The sequence below is a fragment of the Stenotrophomonas sp. YJH_SMC_19 genome (assembly GCF_059367915.1).
The window spans coordinates 144,025-161,478 of sequence record NZ_JCAFRI010000002.1 but is presented as its reverse complement, the minus strand read 5'-3'; the positions used below and the strand labels follow the sequence as shown (position 1 = coordinate 161,478).

The window sequence follows — 17,454 nt, the reverse complement described above, 5'->3', positions numbered from 1 at the left end:
GGCCCGGCTCTACGATGCCACCGCGGACGACGCTACTCCGCCGCCAATGCCTGGATCGGGTCCAGCTGCGCGGCATTGCGGGCCGGGAAGTAGCCGAAACCGAGCCCGATTGCCGACGAACATGCCAGCGCGGCGAGCACCGGCCCAGGCGTGAACTGGAACGGCACGCCCAGTGACAGCAGACTGGACAAGGCTCCCACACCCAACGCGGACAACACGCCCAGCACCCCACCGAACAGGCAGATCAATACGGCCTCGATCAGGAACTGACGCAGGATGTCGCCCTGCCGGGCCCCCACTGCCAGCCGCACACCGATCTCGCGCACGCGCTCCTTCACCGACACCAGCATGATGTTCATCACGCCCACGCCACCGACCACCAGCGCCACCGCCGCAATCGCCGAGACCAGCGCCGCCATGGTCTGGCTGGACTTCATCACCGCCTTGCGGATCTGGTCCGAGTTGTAGATGAAGAAATCGCGGCGCCCATGCAGCCGCTGCAGCTCTGCGCCCAGCGAGGCTTCAGCTGCACGGGTTGGTACGTCATCGCGCACGCGTACGGTGATGCTCTCCAGCCGCTGGCTGCCAAGCAGGCGCGAGGCCGCCGAGGTGTAAGGCACGTAGACCGTGGGCGTCGCGCCGCCTGCGAATGCACTGGCACCCACCACCCCGATCACGTCCACCGGCATGCCGCCCAGCAGTACCGTGCCGCCGATCGGATTGCCGTTGAACAGTGCCTTGGCCGCCTTCTGGTCGAGCACGGCCACCGCGCGATGCGCCTCCACCTCGGCATCGGTGAAGAACCGGCCCGCCTTCAGGCGCAGCCCGCGCACACGGGGTAGATCAGCGCCCACGCCAAGCACCTGTGTGTTGGCGCGCCGGTTGCCCTGCAGAGCGGCCACCGAGCTGCTCAGGTTGGGGCTTACGCTGTCTACGTAACTCAATGCGGCCAGGTGATCGGCATCGTCCACGACCAGCGTTTCGATCTCGGCCGAGCGCGGGTCGCCGAAATCCGCACCCGGGAAGATCTCCAGCGTACTGGCACCCAGTTCGTTGATCTGTGACTCGACCTGCGCCTGTGCGCCCTTGCCCAACGCGACCACGGTCACCACCGCAGCCACGCCGATGATGATGCCCAGCATGGTCAGCAAGGTGCGCAGGCGATGGGCCAGCATCGAACGTACCGCCATCCGTGCCGCTTCCCTGGTCGCATCCAGGCGCGCGCGGCGCTCGGCGCCCGGTTCCGTGCTGCGCTCGGGCGCGACGGCCTTGCGTGCAACCGCAGGATCACCCGTACCACGGTCGGATACGACCCGGCCGTCCGCGATCTCGATCACGCGTGAAGCGTGCGCGGCAATCGCCGCATCATGGGTCACCAGGATCACGGTATGGCCCTGCCCATGCAGGCGCTTGAGTTCGACCATCACCTGACTGCCGCTGGCATGATCCAGCGCGCCGGTCGGCTCGTCGGCCAGCACGATGGCGCCGCCGTTCATCAGCGAACGCGCAATGGAAACGCGCTGCTGCTGGCCGCCGGACAGCTGGCTGGGCCGGTTCGTGGTGCGCTCGCCCAGGCCAAGCGTTTCCAGCAGCAGGCGGGCACGCGTGGTGCGCGCATCGGCCTCCACCCCGGCATAGACGGCGGGCAAGGCCACGTTCTCGGTGGCGCTCAGGTTCTCCATCAGGTTGTAGCGCTGGAAGATGAAGCCGAAATGATCGCGACGCAGGTGCGCCAGTTCATCGGGCGACATCTGCTCGGTTGCGGCGCCGTGCACGCGGTAGCTGCCTTCGGTTGGCCGGTCCAGGCAGCCCAGGATGTTCATCAGCGTGGATTTTCCCGAACCGGACGGGCCGATGATGGCGATGAACTCGCCCGCCGCGATGCGCAGCGACACGTCCTTCAACACCACCACCTCGCCGGCGGCCGAGCGGTAGGCGCGCGATACGCCATGCAGTTCCAGCAGCGCGTCGGCCATGCTCACATCCCCAGCAGGCTGGTGGGCTCGGCTTCCGCGCCACTGGGCGCCTGCCCGACCACCACGTTCTCGCCTGCCTTGAGGCCGGACAGGATCTGCACCGCAGTAGCTGTGCGCAGGCCGGTCGTCACCGCGCGCTCGCGGGCACGGCCCTTGGCGTCGATCACCTGTACAGTCGCGCGGTTGCCCGCCTTGTCATCGCTCTCGGACACTGCTGTCAACGGCACCTGCAGCGCGTTGGCGGCGCGCGCCAGCTGGATCGTCACCTTCACCGTCATCGACGGCTTCAGTTTCAGGCCTGGATTGGGTACGTCAAACAGCCCGGCGTAGTACACCGCCTTCGGCGTCTGCGCCGATCCACCCGTGTTGCCGGTGGCCACATCGGCAATCGACGATGGCGCAGGTTCAAGCTGCTGCAGATGCGATTCGTAGCGGCGTCCGCCCGGCCCCAGCGTAGAGAACCACAGGGGTTGGCCAGGCGCGATCAGCTCCACGTCGGCCTCCGCGATCTCGGTGCGAACCGTCATCGTGTCCATCTGTGCCAGCATTACGATGGTCGGCGTGGTCTGCATCGAGTTCAGCGTCTGCCCGGCCTTGGTGACGATGGCCACGATGTAGCCATCGGAAGGTGAGACGATGCGGGTGTAGCCCAGGTTGATCCGCGCCGTTTCCACCTGGGTCAGCGCCTGCTCGATCTGGGCCTGCAGCGCTGCGACGTCAGAGCGCGCCGCTTCGCGCGCCACCCGCGCGGACTCGAAACCTTCCTGCGAGACCAGCCGAGACGCCACCAGCTGCGACTGGCGCTCATGCACGCGGATGGCCTGGGCGTAGCGCGCCAGGCTGGCGGCATGCTGGGCACGCAGCGCATTGGCAGCCGCTTCGGCGCTGCGCAGGGCGATGCGCTGCGGCTGCGAATCCACTTCGGCAATCAGATCACCAGCGTGCACACGCTGGCCCAACACCACATGCAGGCGCTTGACCTGGCCCGATACCTGCGCACCCACCGCCACCAGTTCCTTGGGGTTGACCCGGCCAACGGCCTGCACGGTCCTTTCCAGGTCCGCCACCCTTGCCGGGGCCGTGATCAGCGCGGCATCATCACTTTCGGCGAACAGCCACCAGCCGGTGCCGCCTGCAAGAAGCGCAACGATTGCGGCAATGATCCAGGTCCTGCGGTTGTTCATCGGAAGGCTCGCATGCACGCAGCCACCGGATGTGACCGCAGAAGCCGCAGTCTGGGAGGTGGTGGTGGATGTTTCTTGGAGCCACTGTGGAGATTGCATGGAGGCCGCACATCCGTTCAGGCACGGCGTCCGCTCCTGAACGGCACGGATCGCGTCCATGAAATCTCGACACAATCTCGACCAAGTCTCCATCAACGGCCCCTAGCCTTGTCGGCCTCGCCGACTGCGTTCCCGCCGTGTCCCTCCCGTTTCCTGACCTGCCTCCCATCGATGTCCGCCGCGCCTACCTCGCCTGGTGCGCGCCTTCGCCGTGGCTGCTTGCACTGGTAATGGCGTCGACCAGCGCCTGGATGCTTGCCAGCGCGAACCCGGCGCCGCCCCTGCTCGCGGGCGCCGGTGCCGCCGCGCTTGTGTGCTTCCGCAGCGAAGGCCCCGCCCATTCGGCGCGCACGGGCACCCTGGCGTCGCTGGTGCTGATCGGCTTCGCGGCCTGGTCCGCCTCCAGCGCTGGCCTGAGTCTCATGCCTGCAGGGATAGCAGCGGTCCTGGTGGCGACGTTGCTTGCCCTGCGCCTGTGGGCCCTGGTCCGCATGGCCCGCCGCTTGCAGGACCGGGTGGACGCAACGGGCATGCAATCACGGTGGAGCAAGCTGCCTGCAGCCGTATCGGCCCTGCTCGCACAGCACCTGCGCGGGACCGCAACGCTGGCGCCCGCCCTGCAGCACACGCTGGTGCTGGCCACCCTCGCCTGGGCCGCCCACGAAGAAGCACAGACCCTGGAACGGCCACGATGACACCGCCGCCGGCACTCCCCATCTCGCACTGGAAACTGCAGCGTTCAATGAAGACCGATGCACGCACGCACCAGGCGCCCCTGGTGCTGATTGCCGAGGATGAAGGCGAAATTGCTGACATTCTCGGCGCCTACCTGGCCCGCTCCGGGTTGCGCAGCGCCCGCGCCGCCGATGGCGAAGCCGCCCTCGCCAGCCACCGCCAGCTGCGCCCCGACCTGGTCCTGCTCGACGTGCAGATGCCGAAGTTGGATGGCTGGCAGGTCCTGAGTGAGCTGCGCCGGCGCGGCAACACCCCGGTGATCATGCTCACCGCACTGGACCAGGACGTGGACAAGCTCACTGGCCTGCGCGTCGGCGCCGACGACTATGTGGCCAAGCCGTTCAATCCGGCCGAGATCGTCGCCCGCATCCAGGCGGTGCTGCGCCGTAGCGCGAAGCCCATGGCAGAAGAACCCAACGGGCTGATCCGGCAGGGGCCATTCGAGATCGACCTGCGCAGCCATGAGGTCACCGTGCGCACCGATGACCACGTGCATGCTTTGAATTTCACACTCACCGAGTTCCGTCTGCTGGTGCACATGGCGCGCGCACCGCGCATGGTGCACAGCCGGCTGGATCTTCTCCAGACCTGCCTGCCGGAAGGCGATGCGCAGGAGCGCACCGTGGACAGCCACGTCAGCAAGCTGCGCCGCAAGCTCGAGGACGTCGGCATCATCGGCATTCCCGCCACCATCCGCGGTGTCGGCTACCGCTTCCTGGACTGAACCGATGAACCGCAAAGGCAAGAGCATCGGGCGCCAGATCACGCTATCCATCACGGTCGCATCGCTGTGCTCGACCGTACTGTCGATCAGCGGTTTCTACCTGTTCTATTACCTCATGGAGGTGTTCTATCCACGCTGGTATGACGAGCCGGAAACCATCATGCCGTCAGGGCTGGAGTGGCTGTGGATCGGCCTGACCGCCACCGTGGTGGTGGCACTGGCCACGTTGATCGCCTCGCGCCTGACCCGGCGCATCATCACCCCGCTGAACTCGGTGGCCGAAAGCCTGCGTCGCGTCGCCAGCGGTGATCTTGAGGCGCGTGCGCGCGGCGGCGACACCTCGATGGCCGAGGCCGCCACACTGGTCAGCGACTTCAACTCCATGGCCGAGCGGCTCAGCCGGATGTCCGAGAACCGCGTGTTCTGGAATGCAGCGATCGCGCACGAACTGCGCACGCCGATGACCATCCTGCGCGGCCGCCTGCAGGGCATCGCCGAAGGCGTGTTCGAGCCCGGGCCGGAGCAGTTCAACAGCATGCTCACCCAGCTGGAGGGCCTGACCCGCATCATCGAAGACCTGCGCGTGGTGAGCCTTGCCGAAAGCGGTCACCTGGATCTGCGCCTGCAGCGCAGCGATGTCAGCGTGCAGGTGGCGGCGGTGGTCGAAGCGATGTCCGAGGCGCTGACCGAGAGTGGATTCTCGGTGACATTGGATGCACGGCCGTCGCTTGCCGACTGCGATCCGGCACGCATCCGCCAGGCGGTGCTGGCGCTGCTGGAGAATGCACGACGCCATGCCATCCCCTGCCCCCTCCGGGTTCGCGTCACGCTGGCCGAAGGCCATTGCACCGTGACCGTTGAGGATGGTGGCCCCGGTGTGCCGGACGACCTGCGCGACAGCATTTTCGAAGCCTTCCAGCGCACCGATGTGTCGCGCTCACGGCAGAGCGGTGGCTCCGGGCTTGGCCTGGCGGTGGTGCGCGCGATTGCCGTGGCCCGTCACGGAACGGCGCGATGCAGGGCGACCGAACGCGGTGGTAGCGCGTTCGAGATCCGCTGGCCGGTGCACGCGCGTCGTTGAGGGCCATCGCTGCCCTGGAAAGCCCGAAATGCCGGAACTGCCTGGGTAGAGTCGACTGTCAGGCGACTTGCGCGCGCAAGCGCGGGTTCTTCCAGCAGTTCGCAAAGAGCAGTCGACCAACAGTCGACTCTACCCCCGACCCACCCAGGCATTCCATGAAACACCCCCACGATCCAGCGGCCGCCGCCGGCAGCATCGGCCAGCAGAATGCGGCCGCCACCCTGAAGGCCATCCTGCGCACCTACCCCTGGCAGCTCACCGGCACGTTCTCGCTGGTGGCACTGGAAAACGCGCTGCTGCTGGCCTATCCGCTGTTCGCCGGCTTCGCGGTGGATGCCATCATCCGCGGCAACATCGGCCATGCCATCTCCTACGCCGGCGTAGTGCTGCTGTTCTGGTTGGTCGGTGCCGCCCGCCGTGCGGTCGATACCCGGACGTTTACCCGCATCTATGCCGATCTGGCAGTGAACGTGGTGCAGGCGCAGCGCCGTTTGGGCCAGGCCACCTCCACTTCGGCGGCCCGCGTCGTTCTGGCCCGCGAGTTCGTCGACTTCTTCGAAAAGCACGTGCCGATCATCGCCACCGCACTGGTATCCATGTTTGGCGCTGCGGTCATGCTGCTCGCAATTGAACCGCTGGTCGGTGGAGCCGCTCTCCTCGCGCTGTTCGGTGCTCTCCTGCTGCTGCCGTCGTTCGCGCGTCGCAACGAGCAGTTGCATGGGCGCCTCAACAACCGCCTGGAACAGGAAATCCGACTGGTGGACCGGGTCAGTCCCTCGGTTTTGCGCCGTCACTACACCACGCTGTCACGCCTGCGCATCCTGCTCTCCGATCGCGAAGCCGGCGCCGTGCTGGCCGTCGGCGCGACGGCAGCGGCCCTGTTCGCACTGACCATCGGCCGCCTTGCCACCACCGATGGCGTTACCCCCGGTCACGTCTATGCGGTGATGACCTATCTGTGGACTTTCGCCGGCAGCCTGGACGATGCACCGTCGATGGTGGATCAGCTCGCGCGGCTGAAGGACATCGGCCGGCGAGTCAGCCCCGGCATGGACGATGCGGACCACAAGGACGCCGCTTGACCGGTAGATGCCCACCTTGGTGGGCACCGATGGAAGCCAGCGCCAACCAAGGTTGGCGACTACCGGGCGCGATGGCTACCCATGCGCCGCTCGGCGCTACAGGAACTCCGCCATGCGCTGCAGCTCGTCGTCCAGCGCGCCACGAAATACCTTGTCGCGGGCCAGCGACTTGCCGGCATAGCCCACGTTCGACACCAACTCACCTTCGCGCATGCTCAGGTTGGCCCAGCCCACCACCTGGTCGTGCCACAACACCGGCAGTGCGTAGTAGCCATACTGGCGCTTCGGTGCAGGCGTGTACGCCTCGAACTTGTACACCCAATCCCACAGCAACTCGAAACGGCGGCGGTCCCACACCACCGGATCGAACGGCGCCAGCAGGCGCACCTGTTCGTCCGGCGCATGGCGGCGCGAGCGCGGATTTTCGTCCGCCGGCCAGTACCAGGTGGTGCCCTCCAACGTGCAGCTGGCCAGCTGCTGCTTGGCCAGTGCCAATGCCTTGCGGGTCTGCTCGGCCAGGTGCGGAGCGCCATGGCCCAGCAGGCGCACCAGATAGGTCAGGCCGGCCGAAGGCAGCGGTGCGTACTTGCGCACCACCAGATCGATCAGGGCGGCAGCACGTTCGATCTGCGCCTGTTCGCTGGAATCGGGCTCGGCATGATCGGCCACCGCGTAGATGCGCGTACCGCTGTCGCGCCGTTGCACGCGCAGCAGGCCGCGGTAGTGCATGCCGTCCAGCAGATGGGTACTGGCATTGCTGGTGCCGCCCCAGTAGTTGGTCACCCGCCCATGCGCGAACGCCTGGTCGACCTCGCGTGGGTGCACGCTGCCACGCTCGCGCACAAAGGCCAGCACATCGGCCGCACGGCGATGGGTCTCGGCATCCCACTCGCGCTTGGAAACCCGTGGGTGCATCAGCGCCAGATGCTCGCGCGGCAGGAAGCCGTAGTTCACCAGGCAATCCTCTTCCACCGGCAGACGCGTGTAGCGGCGCTCAAGATCGCCCGCGCGGTAGTCCTTCACCCGGTGGCGCAGGGTCAGGTCCTGCGCGCGAGCGGGTGCCCGGATCGGGTCGGCCTGCACGAAGCCCAGCCGCCGGATCGCGGTCAGCAGCGTGGTCGGCTTGAACAGGGTGCGCGCCACCGCGTAGCGGCGAAGATCATCGAGAGTGGGCGTGGCAGGCATAGCCGCATTGTATTCTCGACACTACGCGATCCGTCCAGTAGAGCCAGGCCATGCCTGGCTGGCGTCATGGTGAACGGCCACGATCATCCACTCATGGCGTGGATCTACCGAAGCCGCGATACCTCCAGCGAACCGATCACCAACGCCCGCATGCCCTGCTTGAACTCGGTGATCACCTGCCCCTCCTCGTCGTCCGCAATCGCGTAGATCGTGTCGGCGCCGGCGATGCAGTAGAACGCGATCGTGGCCAGCAGCCAGCGCGCCTTGTCCACCGGCAGGCCGAACACCTCGGCCACGTGCGCCTGGTGCGATGCGATCTTTTCCAGCATCGGCGCGGTCGCCACCGTGCGCCGCAGCAGGTAGGGCGGTAGCCCGGGATGCGCCTTCACCACTTCGCACAGTGACTGCACGAACCCCATCAGGTAGGCCTCCAGCCCACCCGGTGCGTCGACCGACGCGCGAGGAATCTGCCAGCGCTGGAACACCGCCTCCGCCACCAGGCGCTTCAACGCCTCCAAGTTGGCTACGCGCTTGTACAGCGCTGCCTGGGTCACCGCCAGTTCGGCGGCCACGTTGGCCATGGTCAGGTTGGGCAGGCCCAGACGGATGCCGATGTCGGCCAGGCGCTCCGGGGTGATGGTGGGCGGGCGGCCACGGCTCGGCGCCGTTGGATCGGGGTGCGTGCTCATACGGTGCCTGCTCTTACGGTGCGCGTCCATACCCTGCTGAGGGTGCCAGTAAAGGGACCCTCTTGTCCGCTTCGATTGATTTAGTTTAACTTACTCAACTAATTCGGAAGGCGTCCAGCACGCTGCCCGTGATCGAGCCCATGGCTCACCTCCCGCCAGGTCCCCACCCAGCCAACAACCCTGCGCTGCGCCCTCTCCCCGTGCTTGCCGTCGGCAGCGCGCCAGGCGCGCTCGCGCCTGCGATTCACAGGACTCTGGCATGACCGTTTACAACTTCACTTCTGCACAGCATCGTGCTGCCGCATTCTCAGGCCTGATGCATCCGCCGGGCATGCACCTGCGTTATCGGGTGTCCGCCTTGGCGTTAGGGCTGCTGGCCTCGTTTGCCGCCCTGGCCGACACTGCACCGTCCACCCTGCCCTCGGTGCAGGTGCAGGAACAGCGCCGGGTCACTGCGGACTATGCGGGCGGGCAAGTGGCCGCCGGCAGCCGCGTCGGCCTGCTCGGCGACAAGGACTTCATGGACACGCCGTTCAGTACGGTCAGCTACACCGAGTCCTTCATCCGTGATCGCCAGGCCAAGGACCTGACCGACGTCATCGCCGCCACCGACCCTACGGTGTTCAGCAACGGCGTCACCGGTGCGTGGAGCGAGAACTACGCGATCCGAGGCTTTGCCTCCAACACCAGCGACACCACGTTCAATGGCCTCAGCGGCATGGCGCCCTACTACCGCACCTCGCCGGAAATGTTCGAGCGCATCGAGGTGCTGAAGGGACCGTCTGCGCTGCTCAACGGCATGCCGCCGGGCGGCTCGGTCGGTGGCAGCGTCAACCTGGTGCCCAAGCGTGCGGGTGAGCTGCCATTGCTGCGGGTCAGTGCCAACTTCGCCTCCGACGCGCAGTTCGGCACCCATGTGGATATGGGTCGCCGCCTCGGTGCCGACAAGCAGTTCGGCATCCGCTTCAACTTTGCCTACCGTGATGGTGACGGCGCCGTCGGCAAGCAGCGCAAGAAGGTACAGCTCGGTTCGCTGGCACTGGACTGGCGCGGCGAACGTGCGCGGCTGTCGGCCGATCTGTACAGCGCCGACGATCGCGTGGACGGCCCGGCACGTGGCGTCGGCCTGGCACCGGGCGTGGCCATTCCGCGGCCGCCGCGTGGCGATACGCTGATCAACCCGGACTGGGCCTACGTGGACAGCCAGGACAAGGGCGCAATGCTGCGCGGCGAACTGGATATCAACGATAGCCTGATGGCCTATCTGGCCTACGGCACCAGCAAGACCGACTACCGCTACAACGGTTCGATCAGCGCGCAGATCCTCAATCCGGCTGGCGACTTCACCACGGTGATCGGCCAGCTCGCCTTCGACATCAAGAAGCAGTCCGGAGATGCCGGCCTGCGCGGTTCCTTCCACACCGGCAGCGTCGGCCACCAGTGGGCCGCCAACGTGACCCACTACCAGCACACCCAGAACGACTACGGCCGGCGCAGCGTACCCGGCTGGGACTGGACCACCAATCTGTACAACCCGGTGTGGGGACCGGCCGCGCCGTTCATGGCACCGCACATCTCGCATACCGAGCTGACGCTGGACAGCCTCGGCTTCGCCAACACCCTGTCCTTCTCCGATGACCGCGTGCAGTTGACGCTGGGTGTGCGTCGCCAGCAGGTGGTCAGCGAGACCTTCAGCGTCGCTACCAGTGCGCGCACCTCGCGCTACGACAAGAGCGCGACCACCCCTGCGGCTGCATTGCTGGTGAAGGCCACCGACACGCTCTCCCTCTACACCAACTACGTCGAAGGCCTCAGCCAGGGTGCTACCGCGCCGATGACCGCAGCCAACGCCGGCGATGTGTTCGCACCGTTCCGCACCAAGCAGAAGGAGCTGGGCCTGAAGCTGGACCTGGGCAGCTTCGCGCACACCTTCAGCGTGTACGAGATCAAGCGACCGAGCAGCTACACCGATCCGATCACGAACATCTTCTCGCTTGGTAGCGAACAACGTAACCGCGGGGTGGAATGGGGCTTCTTCGGCGCACCGATGGACGGCGTGCGCCTGCTCGGTGGCGTGGCCTATGTGCAGCCGAAGCTGACCCGCACGGCCGGCGGCGTGAATGAAGGACGCATAGCCACCGCCGTGGCGCAGCGGCAGGCCAAGCTGGGCATGGAATGGGATGTGCCGACCTTGCAGGGCCTCACCTTGACCGGCAATGCCACGGCGATGTCGAAGCAGTACATCAGTGCCGACAATAGTCTGTCGGTGCCGGGGCGTACGTTGTTCGATGTCGGGGCGCGCTACAGCACCACCGTGGCGGGTCGACCGCTTGCGCTGCGCGCCAGCGTGAACAACGTGACCAACAAGGCGTACTGGGGCATGCCGTTGCTTTCAAGCCTGGCGCTGGGTGCACCGAGGACGGTGTTGCTCTCTGCGACGATGGACTTCTGAGCCGGGCGACAAACTGTCAACGGGATCCACGCATGGCGTGGATCTGCCGGAAACTGTAGAGCCAGGCCATGCCTGGCTGGGTTCCATGGTGATCCGCCAAACGCATCCACGCCTGGCGTGGATCTACCGACACAAGGCACGACCACGCACGCACTGATCACGAAAGCACGCGCGCCACCACCGCCAGCACCGCCAGATGCCCCACGTAGTACCCATAGAACACCCAGCGCCAGCGCGGCAGTCGCCACGGCACCCGCGTCGCCAGCACGACCACCGGAACAGCCAGCAGTGCCCAGCCGTTGTGGTTGACCCCGCACACCGCTGCAAGCCCAACCAGCAACAGCCACCACGCCCGATGCCGGAACGCGATCCAGGCCAGCAGCACAGCGCCAACACCGGCCCACTGGTAGTCCACGAACATCGGCAGCACGCCGGCAGCCAGCAACAGCAGCACAGGCCGATTGTTCGCAAACGCATGCACGGCCACCACTGCCAAGGTGAAGGTGAGCAGGATGTTGAGCGGCAGCCAGGAACCGAACGCCAGTGCGTGCAATGGCTGCGCAATCAGCCCCCATAGCGCCAGCCGGCGGATCGATTTGCGCAGGTCGGCGCCCGGCTGGGCCAGGTTGCAGGCCATCACCAGCGCGAACAGCGGGAAGGCGATACGCCCCAGTTCGCTGACCACCGGCACGTAGCCCCCGAAGACCACCTTGGCCACGTGGTCGCCGGTCATGGCCAGCAGCGCGATCCACTTCAGCAGCTCGCGCGCGCCGCTGCCGAGGGTGAGGTTGAACGTGGACGTCCCGGTCGTGGTCGCTTGCATCGCGGAAGCTTATGCGCATCGGCCAGCGCATTTCCAGCGCCGCGCAGGAGGCCACCGCTGCAAGCCGCAGGTGGCGGCGCTATGCTGGCCACCCTGCTTGTGAGATGCCCGCCATGCGCACCCTGTACCCCGCCATCGAACCCTACCGCGAGTTCACCCTGAAGGTGAGCGATCTGCACACGCTACATGTAGAAGAGTGCGGCACGCCCGAGGGCATTCCGGTGGTGTACCTGCACGGCGGCCCGGGCGCCGGTATCTCGCCGACCCATCGCCGCTTCTTCGACCCGACGCGCTACCGCATCGTGTTGATCGACCAGCGCGGCAGCGGCCGTTCCACGCCGTTCGGCGAGCTGCGCGACAACACTACGCAGGACCTGGTGGCCGATATCGAGAAGGTGCGTGAGCATCTGGGCATCGAACGCTGGCTGGTCTATGGCGGCTCCTGGGGTTCGACCCTGTCACTGGCCTACGCGCAGGCGCATCCCGAGCGCGCCACCGGCCTGATCGTGCGTGGCGTGTTCCTCGGCCGCGAAATGGAGAACCGCTGGTTCGCCGAGGCCGATGGGGGTGCGCGCTGGATCTTCCCGGAGCGCTGGGACCGCTATCAGGCCTATATTCCGCACGCCGAACGTGGCGACATGATTGCGGCCTACTGGACGCGCATGGATGGCCCGGATGAGGCAACCCGCGTCGAAGCCGCGCAGGCCTGGCTGGGCTGGGAAGACAACGCCGCCACCCTGCAGCACGACGTGGATGCGCAATCCACCGATGATCCGCTGGATACGCTGGCCAAGGCCCGCATCGAAGCGCACTACTTCCGCAACGGCATCTTCCTGGAACCGGACCAGCTGCTGCGCAACATTGATCGCATCCGCCACCTGCCCGGCGTGATCGTGCAGGGACGCTACGACATCATCTGTCCGCCGCGCAGCGCGTGGGACCTGGCCAAGGCGTGGCCGGAAGCGCGCCTGGAGATGGTGACCTCCGGCCACAGCGCCAACGAGCCGGCCACGGTCGATGCGCTCGTGCGCGCGACAGATGCCTTTGCCGACCGCTTCTGAACAGGTGGGTAGTGCCGGCCGCTGGCCGGCATCCCACCGTGCGAGGTAGTAGCGTCGACTGTGAGTCGACTGCAGTTGGCGACACTGCTTCGAGGCCCGCGCTGCGCGCGATAGTCGATTCACAGTCGACTCTACGGGGCCGGGTATCAGGTGCCAGTCACACCACCCGGCAATACCAAGGTATAGCCCAGCTAACCCACGAGCCTCTAGGCCAGCCCCATTCAGGGGCGGACAATAGCGCCATTGGCCAGGGCAATCCTGGCCGGCACCCTCCCCTCCTGGAGACGCAGATGGACCCCGACCCTGCCGGGCGCACCGCGCCCCCGATGCCCGCAATCCGCCTGTTCCTGGCGCCTGCCCGCCGGTCCCTGCCTGCCTGAGTGACGGGGGACCGCCAGGCGCCGCTTGCCTGGAGATCGCCCCCATGTCCTACAAGATCCTCTACATCACCCTGCGCCGCCTGATCGGCGAGCGCGATGTTGCCGGCCTGCGCAGCCAACTGTTGCAACACGGCCCCGTGATGTTCGCCCGTTCGCTGTCGCTCGGTTCGCCGCGCGTGGTGGCCGATGCGCTGTCGCTGCTGCCGATCAGCGAGCGCATCACCGTGCTGCGTCATCTGCCCTACCCCCTGCGCGATGCCATGAAGCCGCTGTGCATCGGCGGCAGCCAGCGCCTGCACATGCAGCCGTGGTCGCCGGCGGTGCTGGCGATGCGCCACGCCTGACCTGTTCCAACCGTTCCGTTCGTGTTCCGGCCGCGGCCGGCTCTGACATTCGAGGAGAGTCCCATGAGCCTGCTCAACGCCTGGTTCAATGCCTTCCTGCGCAGCCGTCGCGCAGGCAACCTGTTCCGCCGCCGTGCGATGCCCGAAGCTGGATTCGGCCCGGGCAGCGCCGAAGCTGCGCCGTTCGCGCTTACCACCGGCCTGGTCACCCTCGCCCAGCAGGAGGAAGCCGAGCTGCTGGCCACGCTGGAATCGCACGCCGACGGCCTCAGCCCGCATGAGGCCGAGGAACGGCTGGCCACGCTTGGCCCCAACGAGGTGGATCACGAAAAGCCGCTGCCGTGGTGGCGGCACCTGTGGCAGTGCTACCGCAATCCGTTCAATCTGCTGCTGACCGTGCTGGCGGCGGTGTCCTGGCTGACCGAGGACATCAAGGCCACCGTGGTGATCGGTGCGATGGTGCTGCTGTCCACGCTGATCCGCTTCGTGCAGGAGGGGCGTTCGAACCGTGCCGCCGAACGACTGAAGGCACTGGTCGGTAATACCGCACGCGTGCTGCGCCGCAATCCGGGTACCGAAGCCGCCGATGTGGCTGACCAGTACTTCGGTGCGCACCTGCACAGCCGCCGTCCGGCGCGCCTGCTGGACCTGCCGATCCGTGAGCTGGTGCCCGGCGACCACATCGTGCTGTCGGCAGGCGACATGATTCCGGCCGATTGCCGCGTGCTGACCGCCAAGGACCTGTTCGTCGCCCAGGCCGCGATGACCGGCGAATCGCTGCCGGTAGAGAAGTTCGCGCACCCGGGCGACGGCCTGGCCGGCCTGCTGGAACAGCACAACCTGCTGTTCATGGGCACCAATGTGGTGTCCGGAACGGCCACCGCCGTGGTGCTGGCCACCGGCAACCGCACCTACTTCGGCACGTTGGCCCAGCGCAGCGCCGCCACCGACCGTGCGCCGACCGCATTCCAGGCCGGCGTCAACAGTGTCAGCTGGCTGCTGATCCGCTTCGCGCTGGTGATGGTGCCGTTCGTGCTGCTGATCAACGGCTGGACCAAGGGTGACTGGACCGAGGCGTTTCTGTTCGCGCTGTCGGTGGCGGTGGGCCTGACCCCGGAGATGCTGCCGATGATCGTCACCTCCACCCTGGCCAAGGGTGCGGTGCTGCTGTCGCGGCGCAAGGTGATCGTCAAGCGCCTGGATGCGATCCAGAACTTCGGCGCCATGGAAGTGCTGTGCACCGACAAGACCGGCACCCTCACCCAGGATAGGATCGCACTGGAGCGTCACACCGATGTGTTCGGCCACGATTCGGAAGACGTGCTGAAGTTCGCTTACCTCAACAGCCACTTCCAGACCGGGCTGATCAACCTCCTGGATCGCGCGGTGCTGGAGCACGTGGAGCTGCAGAGTTCGCTGCGGCTGTCGCAGGACTACCACAAGGTGGATGAGATCCCGTTCGATTTCGAGCGCCGCCGCATGTCGGTGGTGGTGTCCGAGCGCGAGGACCACCATGAGCTGATCTGCAAGGGCGCGGTGGAAGAGATGCTGGCGGTGTGCAGCACCGTTCGCGAGAACGGCCAGGACATGCCACTGGACGAGCACCGCCTGGCCCGCGTGCGGCAGACCACCGAGGAACTGAACGAGCAGGGCCTGCGCGTGGTGGCGGTGGCGATGAAGGAGACCGCGGCCAGTCAGAGCGCCTACTCGCAAGCGGACGAGTGCGGGCTGACCCTGGTCGGCTACGTGGCCTTCCTGGACCCGCCGAAGGAGTCCGCTGCGCAGGCGCTGCAGGCGCTGACCGCACACGGTGTCGAGGTCAAGGTCTTCACTGGCGACAACGAACTGGTGACCGCCCGTGTCTGCGCACAGGTGGGGCTGGACGCGGACACCATCCTGACCGGCCCGCAGATCGAGCGCATGGACGACGGCGCGCTGTCGCGGGCGCTGCACCACCATCGCGTGTTTGCCCGGCTGACGCCGCTGCACAAGGAGCGGCTGGTACGCGAGCTGCGCGCGCAGGGCAAGGTGGTCGGCTTCCTCGGCGACGGCATCAACGATGCACCGGCGCTGCGCGCAGCCGACATCGGCATCAGCGTGGACAGCGCGGTGGACATCGCCAAGGAGGCGGCCGACATCATCCTGCTGGAAAAGAACCTGATGGTGCTGGAAGAAGGCGTCATCCAGGGCCGGCGCACGTTCAACAACATGCTGAAATACATCCGCATGACCGCCAGTTCCAACTTCGGCAATGTGTTCTCGGTGCTGGTGGCCTCGGCCTTCCTGCCGTTCCTGCCGATGCTGCCGCTGCAGCTGCTGGTGCAGAATCTGCTGTACGACATCTCGCAGATCGCCATCCCGTTCGACAACGTGGACGAGGAGCTGGTGCGCAAGCCACTGAAGTGGAACCCGGCGGACATCGGCCGCTTCATGGTGTTCTTCGGGCCGATCAGCTCGATCTTCGACCTGACCTGTTTCGCGCTGATGTGGTACGTGTTCGATGCGCGCACGCCGGCCGACCAGGGCCTGTTCCAGTCCGGCTGGTTCGTGGTCGGCCTGCTCACCCAGACCCTGATCGTGCACATGATCCGTACGCCGAAGCTGCCGTTCCTGCAGAGCATCGCCGCGCCTCCACTGCTGCTGATGACCGGCCTGATCATGGCCATTGGCGTGGCCCTGCCGATGAGCCCGCTGGCCGGCTACTTCAAGCTGCAGGCGCTGCCGGCCGGCTACTGGCCGTTCCTGGTGGCGATCCTGTTCGGCTATGCGGTGCTGACCACTGCGCTGAAGCGGTTCTACATCCGTCGTTACGGCTGGCAGTAAGCGCCCGCCGCCTTGTCCAGGGAGAATCACAATGGACATCAATCCGAACCTGCCGGCGTTCAACGCCGGCGCAACCCTGAGTTCGCTGATCAGCCTGTCGGTGGCGTTCGTGCTGGGCACGGCCATCGGCCTGGAACGGCAGCTGCGCCAACGCACCGCCGGCCTGCGTACCAATACGCTGGTGGCGGTGGGCGCGGCGGTGTTCGTCGACCTGGCCGTGCGCTTCCATGACCTGTATGGCGGACCACCCTCGCCGCTGCATGTGGTGGCCTATGTGATCTCCGGCGTCGGCTTCCTCGGCGCCGGCGCGATCATGAAGGACGGCGCGCAGGTGTCCGGCCTGAACACCGCCGCCACCCTGTGGGGATCGGCAGCGGTGGGAGCATGTGCAGGTATCAAGCTGCTGCCGGAAGCGGTCCTAGCCGCCGTCTTCGTGCTGGCCGCCAACACCCTGCTGCGGCCGGTGGTGAACCGCATCCAGCGGCAGCCACTGCCGGAAGCGTTCAGCGAGGCGACCTATGCGATCAACGTGGTCTGCCAGCGCGAGCAGCAGGCCGAGGTGCTGGACCAGCTGTTGCTGCTGCTTGAGCAGGCACAGTACCCGGTGCGCGCGGTGGACCAGCGCCCGTTCGGCGAGCGCGACGTGGAGATCGAAGCGGTGCTGTATGCCACCACGGTGGATGCCGGCGAACTGGATGCGGTACTGGCGACGCTGGCGACCACGCCCGGCGTGCTGCAGGGGTTCTGGAACGCCAGCCTGGAGGAGTAGTGCCGGCCGCTGGCCGGCAACCCCATGATCCCCGGACGCACCGTGCA

The 17,454-nt window shown here is 66.7% G+C and carries 14 protein-coding genes; 9 read left to right on the top strand and 5 right to left on the bottom strand.

What is annotated here, in order from left to right:
- Nucleotides 1-32: 32 nt before the first annotated feature.
- On the bottom strand, nucleotides 33-1,976 hold the full coding sequence (locus AC5P5R_RS03275) for a MacB family efflux pump subunit (RefSeq protein ID WP_164281494.1): 1,944 nt from the start codon (nucleotides 1,974-1,976) through the stop codon (nucleotides 33-35).
- A gap of 2 nt (nucleotides 1,977-1,978) precedes the next feature.
- Nucleotides 1,979-3,160 (bottom strand): efflux RND transporter periplasmic adaptor subunit, encoded by a 1,182-nt coding sequence (locus AC5P5R_RS03270; RefSeq protein WP_043033373.1) that lies wholly within the window; start codon nucleotides 3,158-3,160, stop codon nucleotides 1,979-1,981.
- 329 nt (nucleotides 3,161-3,489) lie between these two features.
- Here AC5P5R_RS03270 and AC5P5R_RS03265 point away from each other — a divergent pair, with 329 nt between their 5' ends.
- The 4 genes from AC5P5R_RS03265 (at nucleotide 3,490) to AC5P5R_RS03250 (ending at nucleotide 6,881) form a co-directional block, all read left to right on the top strand.
- Nucleotides 3,490-3,954, top strand: coding sequence for a hypothetical protein (locus AC5P5R_RS03265; RefSeq protein ID WP_049395962.1), 465 nt, complete (start codon nucleotides 3,490-3,492; stop codon nucleotides 3,952-3,954).
- Between the two features lie 47 nt (nucleotides 3,955-4,001).
- Nucleotides 4,002-4,718, top strand: coding sequence for a response regulator (locus AC5P5R_RS03260; RefSeq protein ID WP_032963270.1), 717 nt, complete (start codon nucleotides 4,002-4,004; stop codon nucleotides 4,716-4,718).
- Between the two features lie 4 nt (nucleotides 4,719-4,722).
- Nucleotides 4,723-5,799 (top strand): ATP-binding protein, encoded by a 1,077-nt coding sequence (locus AC5P5R_RS03255; protein ID WP_164281495.1) that lies wholly within the window; start codon nucleotides 4,723-4,725, stop codon nucleotides 5,797-5,799.
- A 155-nt stretch (nucleotides 5,800-5,954) separates the two neighbouring features.
- Nucleotides 5,955-6,881, top strand: coding sequence for an ABC transporter six-transmembrane domain-containing protein (locus tag AC5P5R_RS03250; protein ID WP_012480374.1), 927 nt, complete (start codon nucleotides 5,955-5,957; stop codon nucleotides 6,879-6,881).
- 96 nt (nucleotides 6,882-6,977) lie between these two features.
- Here the strand turns inward: AC5P5R_RS03250 and AC5P5R_RS03245 are convergent, their stop codons facing one another.
- Both AC5P5R_RS03245 and AC5P5R_RS03240 read right to left on the bottom strand, forming a co-directional pair.
- Nucleotides 6,978-8,066, bottom strand: a complete 1,089-nt coding sequence (locus AC5P5R_RS03245) for a DNA glycosylase AlkZ-like family protein (protein ID WP_012480375.1) — start codon at nucleotides 8,064-8,066, stop codon at nucleotides 6,978-6,980.
- Between the two features lie 104 nt (nucleotides 8,067-8,170).
- Nucleotides 8,171-8,755: a TetR/AcrR family transcriptional regulator gene (locus tag AC5P5R_RS03240; protein WP_044570285.1), complete on the bottom strand. Its 585-nt coding sequence runs from the start codon at nucleotides 8,753-8,755 to the stop codon at nucleotides 8,171-8,173.
- A 259-nt stretch (nucleotides 8,756-9,014) separates the two neighbouring features.
- Between AC5P5R_RS03240 and AC5P5R_RS03235 the strand changes: the two genes are divergently transcribed.
- Entirely contained in the window at nucleotides 9,015-11,207 is a 2,193-nt protein-coding gene (locus AC5P5R_RS03235) for a TonB-dependent receptor (protein WP_012480377.1), read from the top strand.
- Between the two features lie 157 nt (nucleotides 11,208-11,364).
- On the opposite strand, the gene AC5P5R_RS03230 is transcribed toward AC5P5R_RS03235, so the two are convergent.
- The gene (locus tag AC5P5R_RS03230; protein ID WP_005409805.1) at nucleotides 11,365-12,030 is read right to left on the bottom strand and encodes a TraX family protein; all 666 of its coding nucleotides are present in this window, start codon (nucleotides 12,028-12,030) and stop codon (nucleotides 11,365-11,367) included.
- 113 nt (nucleotides 12,031-12,143) lie between these two features.
- Here AC5P5R_RS03230 and pip point away from each other — a divergent pair, with 113 nt between their 5' ends.
- The 4 genes from pip to AC5P5R_RS03210 all read left to right on the top strand — a co-directional run bounded on the left by pip (nucleotide 12,144) and on the right by AC5P5R_RS03210 (nucleotide 17,407).
- On the top strand, nucleotides 12,144-13,091 hold the full coding sequence (gene pip, locus AC5P5R_RS03225; RefSeq protein ID WP_043033599.1) for a prolyl aminopeptidase: 948 nt from the start codon (nucleotides 12,144-12,146) through the stop codon (nucleotides 13,089-13,091).
- A gap of 424 nt (nucleotides 13,092-13,515) precedes the next feature.
- On the top strand, nucleotides 13,516-13,815 hold the full coding sequence (locus tag AC5P5R_RS03220; RefSeq protein WP_005409807.1) for a hypothetical protein: 300 nt from the start codon (nucleotides 13,516-13,518) through the stop codon (nucleotides 13,813-13,815).
- A 63-nt stretch (nucleotides 13,816-13,878) separates the two neighbouring features.
- Entirely contained in the window at nucleotides 13,879-16,638 is a 2,760-nt protein-coding gene (mgtA, locus tag AC5P5R_RS03215; protein ID WP_099498295.1) for a magnesium-translocating P-type ATPase, read from the top strand.
- Between the two features lie 31 nt (nucleotides 16,639-16,669).
- Nucleotides 16,670-17,407, top strand: coding sequence for an MgtC/SapB family protein (locus AC5P5R_RS03210; RefSeq protein ID WP_049448085.1), 738 nt, complete (start codon nucleotides 16,670-16,672; stop codon nucleotides 17,405-17,407).
- The last annotated feature ends 47 nt before the right edge of the window (nucleotides 17,408-17,454 follow it).

What these genes read in the sequence shown, in the direction of transcription:
- AC5P5R_RS03275 (WP_164281494.1), bottom strand. Translation starts at nt 1,976, where the DNA reads ATGGCCGACGCGCTGCTGGAACTGCATGGCGTATCGCGCGCCTACCGC.
- AC5P5R_RS03210 (WP_049448085.1), top strand. Translation starts at nt 16,670, where the DNA reads ATGGACATCAATCCGAACCTGCCGGCGTTCAACGCCGGCGCAACCCTG.
- AC5P5R_RS03250 (WP_012480374.1), top strand. Translation starts at nt 5,955, where the DNA reads ATGAAACACCCCCACGATCCAGCGGCCGCCGCCGGCAGCATCGGCCAG.
- pip (WP_043033599.1), top strand. Translation starts at nt 12,144, where the DNA reads ATGCGCACCCTGTACCCCGCCATCGAACCCTACCGCGAGTTCACCCTG.
- AC5P5R_RS03270 (WP_043033373.1), bottom strand. Translation starts at nt 3,160, where the DNA reads ATGAACAACCGCAGGACCTGGATCATTGCCGCAATCGTTGCGCTTCTT.
- AC5P5R_RS03230 (WP_005409805.1), bottom strand. Translation starts at nt 12,030, where the DNA reads ATGCAAGCGACCACGACCGGGACGTCCACGTTCAACCTCACCCTCGGC.
- AC5P5R_RS03245 (WP_012480375.1), bottom strand. Translation starts at nt 8,066, where the DNA reads ATGCCTGCCACGCCCACTCTCGATGATCTTCGCCGCTACGCGGTGGCG.
- AC5P5R_RS03260 (WP_032963270.1), top strand. Translation starts at nt 4,002, where the DNA reads ATGAAGACCGATGCACGCACGCACCAGGCGCCCCTGGTGCTGATTGCC.
- AC5P5R_RS03240 (WP_044570285.1), bottom strand. Translation starts at nt 8,755, where the DNA reads ATGAGCACGCACCCCGATCCAACGGCGCCGAGCCGTGGCCGCCCGCCC.
- AC5P5R_RS03220 (WP_005409807.1), top strand. Translation starts at nt 13,516, where the DNA reads ATGTCCTACAAGATCCTCTACATCACCCTGCGCCGCCTGATCGGCGAG.
- AC5P5R_RS03265 (WP_049395962.1), top strand. Translation starts at nt 3,490, where the DNA reads ATGGCGTCGACCAGCGCCTGGATGCTTGCCAGCGCGAACCCGGCGCCG.
- AC5P5R_RS03235 (WP_012480377.1), top strand. Translation starts at nt 9,015, where the DNA reads ATGACCGTTTACAACTTCACTTCTGCACAGCATCGTGCTGCCGCATTC.
- mgtA (WP_099498295.1), top strand. Translation starts at nt 13,879, where the DNA reads ATGAGCCTGCTCAACGCCTGGTTCAATGCCTTCCTGCGCAGCCGTCGC.
- AC5P5R_RS03255 (WP_164281495.1), top strand. Translation starts at nt 4,723, where the DNA reads ATGAACCGCAAAGGCAAGAGCATCGGGCGCCAGATCACGCTATCCATC.